General features: G+C 58.2%; 11 protein-coding genes and 1 pseudogene. 9 read left to right on the top strand and 3 right to left on the bottom strand.

Annotated elements, in window-relative coordinates:
- Positions 1-47 precede the first annotated feature (47 nt).
- On the top strand, positions 48-1,025 hold the full coding sequence (locus RVM27_RS04285) for a DUF1852 domain-containing protein (protein WP_081192364.1): 978 nt from the start codon (positions 48-50) through the stop codon (positions 1,023-1,025).
- A gap of 26 nt (positions 1,026-1,051) precedes the next feature.
- The gene (locus tag RVM27_RS04280) at positions 1,052-2,080 is read left to right on the top strand and encodes a methionine synthase family protein (RefSeq protein ID WP_498957436.1); all 1,029 of its coding nucleotides are present in this window, start codon (positions 1,052-1,054) and stop codon (positions 2,078-2,080) included.
- A 165-nt stretch (positions 2,081-2,245) separates the two neighbouring features.
- Here the strand turns inward: RVM27_RS04280 and RVM27_RS04275 are convergent, their stop codons facing one another.
- Positions 2,246-3,547 carry a glycosyltransferase family protein gene (locus RVM27_RS04275; protein ID WP_498957435.1) on the bottom strand — a complete coding sequence of 434 codons (1,302 nt, stop codon included), beginning with the start codon at positions 3,545-3,547 and terminating at the stop codon, positions 2,246-2,248.
- A 21-nt stretch (positions 3,548-3,568) separates the two neighbouring features.
- On the opposite strand from RVM27_RS04275, the gene RVM27_RS04270 reads away from it, so the two are divergent.
- Together RVM27_RS04270 and RVM27_RS04265 are read left to right on the top strand one after the other, a co-directional pair.
- Entirely contained in the window at positions 3,569-3,796 is a 228-nt protein-coding gene (locus tag RVM27_RS04270) for a hypothetical protein (RefSeq protein ID WP_039175766.1), read from the top strand.
- Positions 3,789-5,270: a sodium:solute symporter family protein gene (locus RVM27_RS04265; protein ID WP_498957434.1), complete on the top strand. Its 1,482-nt coding sequence runs from the start codon at positions 3,789-3,791 to the stop codon at positions 5,268-5,270. Before RVM27_RS04270 ends, RVM27_RS04265 begins: the two co-directional genes overlap by 8 nt.
- 60 nt (positions 5,271-5,330) lie before the next feature.
- On the opposite strand, the gene RVM27_RS04260 is transcribed toward RVM27_RS04265, so the two are convergent.
- Both RVM27_RS04260 and RVM27_RS04255 read right to left on the bottom strand, forming a co-directional pair.
- Positions 5,331-6,386 (bottom strand): SPFH domain-containing protein, encoded by a 1,056-nt coding sequence (locus tag RVM27_RS04260; RefSeq protein ID WP_089675134.1) that lies wholly within the window; start codon positions 6,384-6,386, stop codon positions 5,331-5,333.
- A gap of 2 nt (positions 6,387-6,388) precedes the next feature.
- On the bottom strand, positions 6,389-6,883 hold the full coding sequence (locus RVM27_RS04255) for an NfeD family protein (RefSeq protein ID WP_039175771.1): 495 nt from the start codon (positions 6,881-6,883) through the stop codon (positions 6,389-6,391).
- A gap of 190 nt (positions 6,884-7,073) precedes the next feature.
- Here RVM27_RS04255 and RVM27_RS04250 point away from each other — a divergent pair, with 190 nt between their 5' ends.
- From RVM27_RS04250 to RVM27_RS04230, 5 genes and pseudogenes are all read left to right on the top strand, one after another.
- Positions 7,074-8,132, top strand: a complete 1,059-nt coding sequence (locus RVM27_RS04250; protein ID WP_016916420.1) for a transposase — start codon at positions 7,074-7,076, stop codon at positions 8,130-8,132.
- A gap of 120 nt (positions 8,133-8,252) precedes the next feature.
- Complete coding sequence (locus tag RVM27_RS04245) at positions 8,253-8,933, top strand: heteromeric transposase endonuclease subunit TnsA (RefSeq protein WP_022521280.1); 681 nt, start codon at positions 8,253-8,255, stop codon at positions 8,931-8,933.
- Positions 8,926-10,854 (top strand): TnsB C-terminal domain-containing protein, encoded by a 1,929-nt coding sequence (locus tag RVM27_RS04240; protein WP_016916422.1) that lies wholly within the window; start codon positions 8,926-8,928, stop codon positions 10,852-10,854. Before RVM27_RS04245 ends, RVM27_RS04240 begins: the two co-directional genes overlap by 8 nt.
- Positions 10,851-11,722, top strand: a pseudogene (locus RVM27_RS04235) (TniB family NTP-binding protein). The gene RVM27_RS04240 and the pseudogene RVM27_RS04235 overlap by 4 nt, the downstream one beginning before the upstream one ends.
- Positions 11,722-12,810, top strand: a complete 1,089-nt coding sequence (locus RVM27_RS04230) for a TniQ family protein (protein ID WP_081139052.1) — start codon at positions 11,722-11,724, stop codon at positions 12,808-12,810. The pseudogene RVM27_RS04235 and the gene RVM27_RS04230 overlap by 1 nt, the downstream one beginning before the upstream one ends.
- Positions 12,811-12,813 lie beyond the last annotated feature (3 nt).

Raw genomic sequence — 12,813 nt, 5'->3', positions numbered from 1 at the left:
CATTGCGGCGCCGTCGCCAATCTCGACCAACAGGGTGTTTGTTCGCGATGAGCTACGACTTTACCTTCGATATCAAGAGCGTCCGGTTCGACGAAAACTACCGTCCTGCCGAGAGCACGCGTACCACGACCAACTTCGCCAATCTGGCGAGAGGCGAGCGCTGCCAGGAAAACCTGCGCAATGCGCTGACCATGATCAACAACCGCTTCAATACCCTGGCGCATTGGGATAACCCCAGGGCAGATCGCTACGCCGTCGAGCTGGATATCATCACCGGCGAGCTGAACATGGCAAACGCGAGCGATGCCTTCCCCGCGATTGAAATGCTGAAGACGACCATCATCGATCAGCATCTCGACAAGCGCATCGAGGGCATGATGGGGAACAATTTCTCTTCCTATGTTCGCGACTACGACTTCAGCGTGTGGCTAGCCGAGCACAATCAGGGGCGCTCGGAGTTTGGCATCCCGGAAGGGTTTGGCGACCTGCATGGCAAGCTGTTCAAGCGTTTCATTCATTCCGACGCCTACCGCGCATCGTTCAGCAAGGCGCCGGTCATCTGCCTGAGCGTGTCCCACAGCAAGGTGTATCGTCAGACGGAAAATTGCCACCCCGTGCTGGGCGTCGAGTACGTCAACGACGAGCCGTCGCTCACGGATTTCTACTTCGCCAAGATGGGCCTGCAGGTGCGCTACTTCATGCCGCCCCATAGCGTGGCGCCATTGGCGTTCTATTTCTCCGGCGACCTGCTGGCCGATTACACCGACCTTGAACTGATCAGCGCCATCAGCACCATGGAGACGTTTCAGAAGATTTACCGCCCCGAGATCTATAACGCCAACTCGGCGGCAGGCAAGCTCTATCAGCCTAGCCTGAAGCACCAGGACTACTCGCTGACGCGCATCGTGTACGACCGTGAAGAGCGCAGCCAACTGGCCATCGAGCAGGGGCGCTTTACCGAGCAATATTTCATCAAGCCCTTCCGCCAAATACTCGACAAGTGGTCGGCCGATTACGCCCTTTGATCCCCTCATCATGAAGGTTATTTCTTATGAAGACACTGTTGCCCACCTCGACCGCCGGTAGTTTGCCCAAGCCCGCCTGGCTGGCCGAGCCCGAGACGCTCTGGTCCCCCTGGAAACTGCAGGGCGACGAGCTGGTGGAAGGCAAGCAGGATGCGCTGCGGGCGTGCCTGCACGATCAGCGTCAGGCAGGCATCGACATCGTCAGCGACGGCGAGCAAACCCGCCAGCACTTCGTGACAACGTTCATCGAGCACCTCGATGGTGTCGATTTCGAGCAGCGCAAGACGGTCAAGATCCGTGATCGCTACGAGGCCAGCGTGCCTTCGGTGCTGGGCCCTGTCTCGCGGGAAAAACCGGTATTCGTCGACGATGCCAAATTCCTGCGTCAGCAGACCGACCAGCCCATCAAGTGGGCGCTGCCAGGCCCCATGACCATGGTCGACACCCTCTATGACGGCCACTACAAGAGCCGTGAAAAACTCGCCTGGGAATTTGCCAAGATTCTCAACCAGGAAGCCCGTGATCTGGCGGCGGCGGGGGTAGACATCATTCAGTTCGATGAGCCCGCCTTCAATGTGTTCTTCGATGAGGTGAACGACTGGGGCATCGCCGCCTTGGAAAAAGCCATCGAAGGCGTCACCTGCGAGACCGGCGTGCATATCTGCTACGGCTACGGCATCAAGGCCAACACCGATTGGAAGAAGACGCTGGGGTCCGAGTGGCGCCAGTACGAGGAAATCTTCCCCAAACTGCAGGCCTCGAACATCGACATCGTCTCGCTGGAGTGCCAGAACTCCCACGTGCCCATGGAGCTGATCGAGCTGATTCGCGGCAAGAAGGTGATGGTCGGGGCCATCGACGTGGCCACCCACACCGTCGAAACCCCGGAACAAGTCGCCGATACCCTGCGCAAGGCGCTACGCTTTGTAGACGCCGACAAGCTCTACCCCTGCACCAACTGCGGCATGACGCCCCTGCCGCGCAAAGTGGCGCAAGGCAAGCTGAAGGCATTGAGCGCAGGTGCCGACATCGTGCGCCAGGAGCTCTCTCGATAACAGGCTTCTCGATAACAGGCTCCTCGATAACAGGCTCTTGGATAACTAGTCTCGATAGCCTTGCCCGATAAACAGGCCAAATCCTTATCGAAACACCCGTGCCGCACGCCATTGGGGTGTCATAGGCAAGTCATCGGCCCTCTCGCGCCTCGCCGACGAGGCGCATCAAGCCGCCGTGGTGGCCAGCACGCTGGGGCACAGCTGTTCATAGAGGGCTGCCAGTGTTTCTGCTTTGCTCTCTTCGCTCCAGCGCTGGGCATAGGCCTGGCCGCGTTGGCCTAGGTAGCGGCGCAGGATGTCATTGGTGAGCAGGCAATTGACGTGCTCTGCGAAGCGAGCAGGGTGTGCTTCCGCGATCAGGCAGCCTTCGCCTTGTTGCAATACGTCCAGCGTGCCCATGGCCGCAGTAGAAACCACAGGCGTTCCCAAGGCCATGGCTTCCAGCAGTACCAACCCTTGTGTTTCGGTGGGGGAGGCAAACACGAAGGCGTCGGCGGCTCGATATGCATCCTGCAAGGCGCCATCGCGGGACAGGTAGCCCACGAAAAACACCGCCTCTGCCAATCCTGCTTGCGTTGCTTGGCGTTTCAACGATGCCAAGGCAGGCCCTTCTCCTACGATTACCAGGCAGGTATCCGGGTGCCGTTGGCGTACCTTGGGTAGCATGTCGATCAGAAAGCCGATGTTCTTTTCATAGGCGGCACGGCCCACGAACAGCAGCAAGTGTCCTTGGGTGGGGAGGCCGTGGCGCTCCCGAAAGTGCCCACCTGCCGTACTGGTGACGAAGCGGTCAAGTGACAAACCGGTAGCAATCGTCGCGATAGGTGACTGAACGCCGTAGGTTTTCAGCGTGTTGGCCATGGCCGACGATGGTGCGATCACGGCAGCGAGCTGGTGGCATTGGTGCACCGAAAAGCGTCGAGCGGCAAACCGCAGGCTGCGGCGCGGCAGTCCTGGCACGTAATGATGAAGATACTCTTCGAAAAGCGTGTGGTAGGTGCCCACCACCGGAACGTTCAGCCGTTTACCCAAGGCAATGCCTGCATAATGCGCCACGAAAGGCGTATGCACATGAATCAGGTCGAACTTCAGGCAGGCCAGGGAACTGGCCATCGCCATGATGCGCTGGTACCGCATCATGCGGTCTTCAGGATCGCCGATGACCCCGCGTGAGTCGATGCGCCAGGTGCGCGGCTCCTGAGCTGTGTGAGCAGGGTAGTCGGGGCAGATCAGGTGCACTTCGTGGCCCTGGCGCTCCAGGGCGTTGCGGAAGCTCTCGATCGAAGTGGAAACGCCGTTAACGCGCGGGAAGTACACGTCGGAAAGCATTAGAATCTTCATGTTAGGCGACTTGGCGGCTGGCAGGGTAAGGTCAATCTGCCATAGTGCCGTGACGCCGCCGTGACAATGGCCCTGCGCCTGGGGTGGCGTTCGACGCCGAGAGGCTGCCTGGTTGGGCAGCGGCATGTTCACTCAAATGGAATCGTGATGCGACGTTTATGGGTATTGCCTACCTCCCGTGCGGGCTGGTGGTTGTTGGTAGCGTTTGTGGGGCTGGTCGGTGCTGGAATCTGGCCGGTCATTGGCTGGGTCAACCGAGCGACGCTGGTCATGGGGTTGCCGCTGCTGGTGGTGTGGAGCTACGTGATCATATTGGCCTGCGTGGTCGTCATGCTGGTGGGCAATCGCATCGTGGAGCGTGACGACCATGAGTAGCCTCTGGCCGCTGACCATCACGCTGCTGTATGTGGCCGCTGCCATGCTGCTTGGCCTGCGCGCCCGAGCGGGCCGTTCCATGAATAGCCTGGAGGAGTGGGGGGTGGCAGGGCGCAGCATGGGGCCTGTCACGCTGTACCTGCTGATAGCGGCCGGCAGCGTCAGTGCCTACACCTTCATGGGCGCGCCCGGCTGGGCCTACTCCAAAGGCGTGGCAGTGTTCTACGTGGCCGTTTACCTGGCCTATCTGGCGCTGGTGGCCTGGTATTTCGGGCCCAAGGTATGGCAGTTCGGCAAGCAGTTTGGCCATGTCACCCAGGCCAGTGCCATTGCCGACCGCTACCAGAGTGTGGCGCTGGGCGCGCTGGCGGCCAGCGTCATGGCGGTAGGCTCGATTGCCTATGCGGTGCTGCAAACGGTGGGGTCGGCATACATTCTCTTCGTGATGAGCGGCGGGGCCATTCCGGTGTGGCTGGGGGTGGTGCTGGTGCTGGCGTGTATCGCCGTGTATCTGTGCGCCAGCGGTCAGCGCGCGATTGGGCGCACCAACGCGTTTCAAGGGGCGCTGATGCTGGTCGTGGCCTGGGCCGTCGGGCTTTGGGCGATGCAGAGTGCGACGGGCAGCGTGAGTTTTGCGGCTGTGTTCGAGCGTATTCAGACTGACCACGGGGAGTTTCTGACGCTGCCTGGAGCGGCGGGCGACATGAGCTTCAGTTTCTGGACCACTTCGATCATCGTTTCGATGTTGTCATTCATGCCGCCCGTATGGACCCAGTGGATGAGTGCTTCCTCGGCACGCACGATACGCCGTAGTGCGACCTGGCTGCCGACCTACTACATCGTGATTTTGCCCATGGTCACCGTGGGTTTCATCGGTATCTTTTCATTGCCGGAGCTGGCACGGGCAGACTCCGTCGTGCTGGAGTATGCCATGCAGCACTTGCCGGTGGTGCTGGTCGGACTGTTGGGGGCAGGCACGCTGGCAGCCGCCATGTCGTCGAGTGAGCCGTTCATACATTCGGTCTCCCTCTCCATGAGCAAGGATGTCCTGCAGCCTTTGCTGGGGTTGTCCGATGGTACGACGGCCAAAGTGGCACGCTGGTTGATCCTGCCCATCATGGCGCTGGTGATTGCGCCGCTGGCGATTGCCGAGCCGGGAAGCCTGGTGATGATTCTGCTGGTGGGGCTGGGGTTTGCTTCTCAAGTGCTGCCTGCGTTCATCGGCATGTTCTTTTGGCCCAGAGCGTCGAAGCTGGGTGTCATGGCGGGCATCGTGGCGGGCTTCATGGTAACGGTGGCATTCACCGCCGTGTGGCCACACCCGTTGGGGATTCATGCCGGATTCTGGGGGCTGATGGTCAATCTGCCGCTCTTTTTTGCCGTGTCGCTGGTCACTCCAGCGGGGGACAGTGAGGTGGTCGAGCGGTTCTTTCGCATTTCGGCGCCACGAGGGCTGACCCGGCTGGGGCGTTAGAGGAGAAGAGAGAAGAGAGAACAGACGAGGCCAGCGCTGACGCTGGCCTCGCGGGTATGGCTACGATTGGCCGCCAGCAGCGCCCCCCACGATGCCACTGCGGAAGCCGCCCTGACGAGAATTGGCGTGATCCAGATGGTTGGCCACGGTGTCTTCCGGGGAGCCTGCCATTTCACGGAACATCCCCATGGAACCCAGCAGCGCCGAGGATTCGTAGGGCACGAAGACGCGCTCGCCGTCCTTGGCCATGGTGGGCAGCACCTTGATGTAGCTCTGGCCAAGCAGATAGCCCACTACCGTACGCTTGTGCTCGTCGCTGTCGCCAATGGCGCTGAGCACCAGCTTGATCGACTCCTGCTCACCCTGGGCGCGCAGAATGGCCGACTCTTTATCGCCCTGGGCGTTGAGGATGGCTGACTCACGCTGGCCCTGGGCCATGGCAATGGCGGCTGATTTTTCGCCCTCGGCTTCGGTGACCGTTGCACGACGTTTACGCTCGGCAGCCATTTGCAGACGCATGGCCGACTCCACCTCTTCCGGCATGGCGATGTCCTGAACTTCGACCCGGGAGATCTTGACCCCCCACTTGGAAGCAGGCTCTTCCATGGCAGCCTGAATCTCGTTGTTCACCTCGGCCCGGGATTCGAACAGCTTATCCAGCTCCATCTTGCCGACCACCGAACGCAGCGTGGTCTTGGCCAGTACCTCCACGGCCTGGCTCATGTTCTCGACTTCATAGACTGCTCGCTTGGGGTCGATGATCTGATAGTAGAGCGCGCCGTTGATCCGCACCGTGACGTTGTCGGTGGTCACGACCGGCTGGCCCGGAAAGTCCATGACGGTTTCCCGACGGTCGATACGAATTTCATCGCTGGTGATGGGGTGATACTCCTCGCCCATCTTCTTGTAGCGAATCATGGTGATGGCGCGGGGCTGCTCGATAAAGGGAATGATGATGTTGATGCCGCTCTCCAGCACCCGGTGAAACGAGCCTAGTCGCTCGATCACCATGACTTCCGATTGGCGAACGATCACCAAGCCCTTGGAAATGATCAGAATACCGATGACCACGATGATCAGGCTGATCAACAGGCCTGGGCTGATGGGTAGATCCATGGTTAAAGCTCCTTGTGTTGCGAATGGTCGTCCTGGGGAACCGGGTTGCTGGCAGGGGCCAGCATGACCAGGGCGGTGGTGCCCTCGAAACGTTTGAACACCACCGGAGTGCCGGAGGGCAGCTCGGTGGCTCCGCTCTCCAGCACGCGTAGTCGATAGAAGTCGCCATTGACCTTGATGCCGGTGGCATTATCGAAGTCGCGGGTCAGGGTGACATAGTGTTGGTTCTTTTCCACACCGGTACCGGTGGTGCCGTAGGCGACCCCCTTGGGCGAAAAGCGCGGGCGAATCACCATCACGCCCACGGGCACCAGAATACCCGCGAAGATGCCCATGCTGAGCAGTTGCCAGGGCAGTGTCAGCCCCAGCGCGGTGACGGCGGCGGTCAAGGCGGCGGCGATGCCCAGCGCCAGGAGGACCATGGCGCCAGAGGTCAGCTCGCCGAGACTGAGCAGCAGCGCGATGACTAGCCAGGTGTAGGCCGGATTCCAATCCATGAGCACTCCTTATCAAGTGGACTCCCCCAAGGGTAACGTACCTTAGGCCTAGCGTCTCCCCACTTTTCCACAGGTGGTGCTGTAACTGCCTGAATAGCGTTGAAAATTTCAGTGCTATCAACGAGATCGGGGCTTTCCCGCCGGTATCATGTTGTTACCCCTAACACCATGAACCAAAAGGAAAGCCCCGATGCTTCAAGATGCCAAAGACCGCGCCAAATGGAAAGCTCGCCTGATCGACTGGTGTGACGACCTGTCGGATCACCTCGCTCGACCCGTCGTGAAGCTGGCGGCAGAAACGCTCTTTGGCATCCTGGCCAGCGGTAGTTTGCGCCAGGCCGAGATCGCCCGCGCCTTGAAGGAACCCTGTCGGCTACACCACACGCAGAAGCGGTTGTCGCGCATGCTGTCCCGGCACAGCGAGCTTGCCTGGGCCGCGGAGCAACTGCAGCTCCAGCGGATCACGCCCTATATCACCGATGACATGGTGCTGGCCATCGATCCGGGCGACCTGAACCGGGATGGCGCCCCGACCAGTGAATACCGAACCCGCGTTCGCGACGGTGATACCGGCGAGATCGTCGGCGGTTATCCGCTGATCAGCGTGGTGGCACGCGACCTGAAGCGGGGCACCACCTGGCCACTGCTCACGCGGCTGCTATCGCCGGCTCGCGGCGGCTACCGCAGTGAAAACACCGATATCCTGAGCGTGATGGATACCGTGCAGCGCCATGTGGAGGGCCGGCCACTGTGGGTCATCGATCGTGGCGGCGATCGAGGGCGGCTGTGGGATGCCTGGCTGCGCGCCGAGCGTCATGTGCTGGTCCGGGCCGCCAATCAGCGCTTCTGGCAGTGGCGAGATACCGCCAAGACGTCGCAGCAGATTGCCCGAGATCTGCCACTGAAGCACCGCGGCCACTTGCGCCGTGGGCAGCATATCCCGGTGCGGTTCGGCATCACCAAGGTCACACTGCGGGAGCATCCGGAGACGCCGCTGTGGATGATCGTTGTCGATCATGAGAAGTCGGAGCGCCTGGTGCTGGTGACGACGCGCCCGGTGCGTGGTCGCCGCCAAGGCGAGCGGATGATTCAGGCTTACCTGGATCGCTGGGCCTGCGAGGAGGGGTACCGGTTCACCAAGCAGGGGTTCGACCTAGAGGGTGTCCAGGCACGCCGTTTCACGACGCTGCAGAACCTGGTGGCGCTGGCCAGCCTGGCCTGGGCACTGCTTGTCATTTTCAGCAATTAGTGCGACCCTCAGGGCGTAATATCGGGCTATTATGGTAGTCTGTACAGGATTGAGTGCGACAGAATTAATAGCAATTGATGCGACAGGTCTTGTTTTATTCAACATTTGGTGCGACTGCCCATGCCACTGCCTACATCCGTTCGTAAAATCGGCCCTACCCGACGAAGTGTGTCTGGCTACTATGCCTTTCGCGGGGAGGAGTCTATTGCGTTCGAGTCGACGCTCGAACGTGATTTCCTCATCAAGGCTGACTTTGATGTGAGCGTCCTTGGTGTGATATCCCAGCCGTGCGAGATCCCGTTTCATCATCCCGTGACCGGTAGGCGCTACACCTACACACCTGACTATTTGGTTTATTACCGTCTCGGTAACCGTCATTACAGGGATTACCCAAAACCTCTCCTGGTGGAGGTCAAACCACGGGAAAAGTGGCAAGCACATTGGCGTGAATGGTCGCCTAAATGGAAGGCGGCGATACGGCATGCCAACAATGAGGGCTGGGCGTTTCGCATTCATGATGAAAGCCGCATTCGTGATAAGACCTTGGACAACATTACCTTCCTAGCGCGCTACAAGCGGATGGTGTTTCCCTCTGTCGAAAGCCAGGCAGTCCTCAACACGGTGAGGGAAATGGGGGTGGCGACCTTGGATTACCTGCTTTCTCGGCACTTTATGGGCGATATTTACCGGGCAGAGGGGATTGCGCATTTATGGCATCTACTGGCGACTCGGCAGTTAGATTGCGATATGGCCCAATCCTTCAGTCCTCTATCGGAGGTATGGGTACCCGATTATGAATAACCATCGTGGCAGCGCAACTGAACCCAATAACGGCGTCGCCCAAACACGCCAACACTTGCAGATTATGGTGGGTGAGCAGGTTCAGAAAGATGGCACCGTTTACCGAATTTCCCAGGTGCTCGATTTTGAGACAGTCATTGGCATTGCCGTTGAGTCCGGGCGTAGTTGCCCGCTTCGCATCAAAGAACTAGCGCCTCTCAATAGCGGGTCCGTATCCCCTGAGCAGGATATGTCCGAGATTGGGGATGCCGATTGGCGGGAGGCCGAGCATCGCTTTTCCATCATTAAGCCCTTGGTGGATCGCCATACGGTGGGGCGGGATGCAGCGGAGGAGCGTGCGAAACAAACGGGGGTTGATACGGCTACGATCTACCGTTGGTTGAAGCGGTATAAAGCGACGGGCTCGGTGCTCGCATTGATTCCTCAAAAGCCAGGGTGGAAGAAGGGAAAGTCGCGTATTCCCGCGCATGCCGAGGCAGTGATTCAGGAAGTCATCAAAGAGGTGTATTTGACGCTGCAGCGTCCGTCCGCACAAAAAGCGGTACAGGAAGTCATGCGGCGCTGCCATGAACGGCGCATCGACCCGCCGAGCCCTGGTACCGTTCGTGCTCGTCTGCGTGATATCCCAGAGCGTGACCGGTTGCGTGGCCATGGTTTTAGAGACAAAGCCATTAACAAGTTCCAGCCGGCTGCCGGAAAATTTCCCAATGCGGACTATCCGTTAGCCGTTATGCAGATTGACCACACGCCTGCCGATATTATTTTGGTCGATGACGTGTATCGCAAGCCGATTGGTCGCCCATGGATTACGTTGGCCATGGACGTGTTTACTCGCATGGTCACGGGGTATTACTTGTCGTTTGACCCGCCCTCTGAAACATCTGTCGGCATGTGTGTGGCGCACTCCATGCTTCCTAAAGATGAGTGGTTGCTACTGCATAATGTGGAGGCTGAGTGGCCGGTATGGGGCACACCCGCCACGATTCATGTCGATAACGGCCCAGATTTTCGCTCTGAGACGTTTCGGCGCTCATGCCTAGCCTATGGGGTCAACCTTGAGTTTCGGCCTGTTAAGCAGCCTCGTTATGGTGGCCACATTGAGCGGGTACTGGGCTCTCTTCTAAAGGAAATCCATAACCTGCCTGGGACGACCTTCTCCTCCATTAAAGAGAAAGAGGGATACGATCCAGAGAAGCACGCGGCCATGACGAAAAGCGAGTTTGAAGAGTGGCTGGTGACGTTGATTTGCAAGGTTTACCACCAGCGCCTTCATTCTGGGATTGGTATGTCGCCGATGAAAAAGTGGGAAATTGGTGTGTTTGGCAATGCGGATGTGCAGGGAGTGGGATTAGCGCCGAGGCCTGCTGACAGGCTCTCTGTATTGCTCGATTTTTTGCCCAGCTTTCAGCGTACGATCCAGACCTTTGGTGTGACCATCGATGGCATAAACTATTACGATGAAGCGCTAAGACCTTGGATCAATGCCAAAGATCCAGACATGCCAGACAAGAAACGCACCTTTGTTTTCCGGCGCGACCCTCGCGACATTAGTGTCATTTGGTTCAAAGACCCGGAGCTCGGGCACTATTTTCGCGTGCCCTTTGCCAATCTTGCCCTCCCCTCGATGAGTGTTTGGGAGTATGCCCAAGCTAAAGCGCGCCTTCGGCAGGAAGGAAGAAACTCGGTCAATGAGACTGAAATTCTACGCGCTATTAGTGAGCTGCGAACCCATGTGGAGGAGTCGCAAGCACGTACTAAGCGAAGTCGCCGTCAGGCACAACGACGTAAAGAGCATGAGAAGAAGGTGACGCCTGCAGATCCCCTTTTACATGCGCCCTCAACTGCGGCCCCTAAAGAGACACCCGCTCAAGGGGACGGTCTTTTAACGGGTGATATCGATGTGAACTGGGACATAGCATGAGCACACACCTTCATCCTGATCTTCGTCACGTCTTGGGGCTGTCCGCTAAAGAGCGAATGGAGTTTATGGATCAACCGCGCTGGTTGGGCTATCCATTGGCCAATCGTGTCATTGAGGTCATGCGTGGGTTGATGGAGAAGCCCAGTCGTCCTCGTATGCCTAACCTCTTGCTCGTGGGTGACTCCAACAACGGAAAGACAAGTTTCGTAAGCAGTACGGTGAAGGCTACGTGAATGAAGACGTAGAGCCCGTGAAGCCTGTTGTTGTCACTCAGGCTCCCCCGAGTGCCGATGAGAAAAGTCTGTATATCGCAGTGCTAGAGAGTTTCTGGGCTCCCTACCGGCCTACAGATCCTGTTCCCAAGCTGCGCTACCAGGTGATTCATCAACTGCGTGCTTGCCATACGCGCTTACTGATCATCGATGAGTTTCACTCTCTGTTAACCGGTGGTGCTGTTAAGCAGCGCGAAACGATGAATGCCATTAAGCTTTTATGCAATGAGCTAATGATTCCCATCGTTGGTGTGGGGACGCAAGATGCTGTGCGTGTGCTGCATTCAGACCCACAGCATGCGAGTCGCTTTGATGTGGTCGCGTTACCAAAGTGGGAGCTCAATCAGGAGTTTCAGAAGCTGCTCGCTGGCTTTGAGAAGATATTACCTCTCAAACATCCTTCCCAACTGCATGAGCCCCAATTGGCGACCCAGCTCCACGCGATTTCTGGCGGTAATTTGGGTGACCTGCACCGGCTGCTGATTGAGTGTGCAAATGCCGCTATTTTGTCTGGAGCTGAGTGCATCGATGAGAAAATTATTCAGAGTAAATCATGGGTGCGGCCCACCCGTGGCATTAGGGAAGTGATGCTGTAATGACCTGGGCGCTGAGTGTGCCCCTGCTGCCTGAGGAGTCCCTTTCATCATGGCTCGTTCGGGCGGCGTTGCGACAGGGGTGTGATCCTTTGTCGCTCACCGGGGCTATTTGGCCAACATGGCGTATATGGACGAGGGACATTGATAGGGAAATACCCCTCGCAAGAATGCGCCCATTAGTGAATGCCTCGGGGATATCTTCCGCTAAGTTTCAGAAAGCGGGGATGCGGGACGATTGTGAGAAAGTGGTCGGTTACTCGTTACCGGAAACCCGGACTTGGCCCTGGTTGTTGGCACTCGGCAGCCGAAATCGAACCCGCCATGGAGGACAACAGGTATGCACGTTGTGCTTGGCAGAGGACTCAACCCCCTACTTGCGCCGGCACTGGCGATTCGCTTGGCACACTGGGTGCCGCTTTCATGGGGTGCAGCTGGTAGATGAGTGCCCAGCATGCAAGGCCCCTATAGAGCCCCATCGCCTGACAGCGGAAGATCAACATTTAGCTCAATGCAGCCGGTGTCATAACGATTTTAGAAAGGCGGTATGCACGTCGCCTTTACCTGAAGCGTTCAGTGTTCAAGTGATGGCTGATCGTGTGTTAGAACAGGATAAGGTGACGTTTAGGCAGGCCTCTATCGCACCCGCCGATTGGTTTTCTATGGTGGCCTTTTTTATTGGCGTTATACGGCGTGCAAGTCGGCGGCCTGTGTCACCCCTGGCCGATGCGCTTCTTTCATTGGGCATTTCGGTTACGGATTGCCGAATGCCTGTGTCTGGCCTGGCGTTTGAGCTGCTGGCTGTCAGCGAGCGTAGTGCCTTATTGGTAGCGTTGGAACGCTTGCTCAGTATGGGCCTTGAAGAAACGTTCAGCGTTCTGGTCGCGTGCAATGTCAAAACGAGCGCGCTTCATGATCCCCGAAGGTCGCCCCCCGTTGTGTTGTTGCCGCTGCTATCACGGTTATCTCACCACCCTCATGGGCCGCATCGCCGCCGTGTTCCCCCGGCTTGTCGCCCCATGTCGGAACGCGCTGTTAGAGCCTCATGGGCGCGTTTAAAACGCAGAATGAAAGCGGAGCCAACCTCTTGAATC

Source organism: Halomonas sp. KM007, from assembly GCF_050709225.1.
Lineage (GTDB): Bacteria > Pseudomonadota > Gammaproteobacteria > Pseudomonadales > Halomonadaceae > Vreelandella > Vreelandella hamiltonii.
The sequence above is the reverse complement of the archived record's forward strand: the minus strand, read 5'-3'. Positions and strand labels throughout refer to the sequence as shown.

What these genes read in the sequence shown, in the direction of transcription:
- RVM27_RS04280 (WP_498957436.1), top strand. Translation starts at nt 1,052, where the DNA reads ATGAAGACACTGTTGCCCACCTCGACCGCCGGTAGTTTGCCCAAGCCC.
- RVM27_RS04265 (WP_498957434.1), top strand. Translation starts at nt 3,789, where the DNA reads ATGAGTAGCCTCTGGCCGCTGACCATCACGCTGCTGTATGTGGCCGCT.
- RVM27_RS04285 (WP_081192364.1), top strand. Translation starts at nt 48, where the DNA reads ATGAGCTACGACTTTACCTTCGATATCAAGAGCGTCCGGTTCGACGAA.
- RVM27_RS04250 (WP_016916420.1), top strand. Translation starts at nt 7,074, where the DNA reads ATGCTTCAAGATGCCAAAGACCGCGCCAAATGGAAAGCTCGCCTGATC.
- RVM27_RS04275 (WP_498957435.1), bottom strand. Translation starts at nt 3,547, where the DNA reads ATGCCGCTGCCCAACCAGGCAGCCTCTCGGCGTCGAACGCCACCCCAG.
- RVM27_RS04270 (WP_039175766.1), top strand. Translation starts at nt 3,569, where the DNA reads ATGCGACGTTTATGGGTATTGCCTACCTCCCGTGCGGGCTGGTGGTTG.
- RVM27_RS04240 (WP_016916422.1), top strand. Translation starts at nt 8,926, where the DNA reads ATGAATAACCATCGTGGCAGCGCAACTGAACCCAATAACGGCGTCGCC.
- RVM27_RS04230 (WP_081139052.1), top strand. Translation starts at nt 11,722, where the DNA reads ATGACCTGGGCGCTGAGTGTGCCCCTGCTGCCTGAGGAGTCCCTTTCA.
- RVM27_RS04255 (WP_039175771.1), bottom strand. Translation starts at nt 6,883, where the DNA reads ATGGATTGGAATCCGGCCTACACCTGGCTAGTCATCGCGCTGCTGCTC.
- RVM27_RS04260 (WP_089675134.1), bottom strand. Translation starts at nt 6,386, where the DNA reads ATGGATCTACCCATCAGCCCAGGCCTGTTGATCAGCCTGATCATCGTG.
- RVM27_RS04245 (WP_022521280.1), top strand. Translation starts at nt 8,253, where the DNA reads ATGCCACTGCCTACATCCGTTCGTAAAATCGGCCCTACCCGACGAAGT.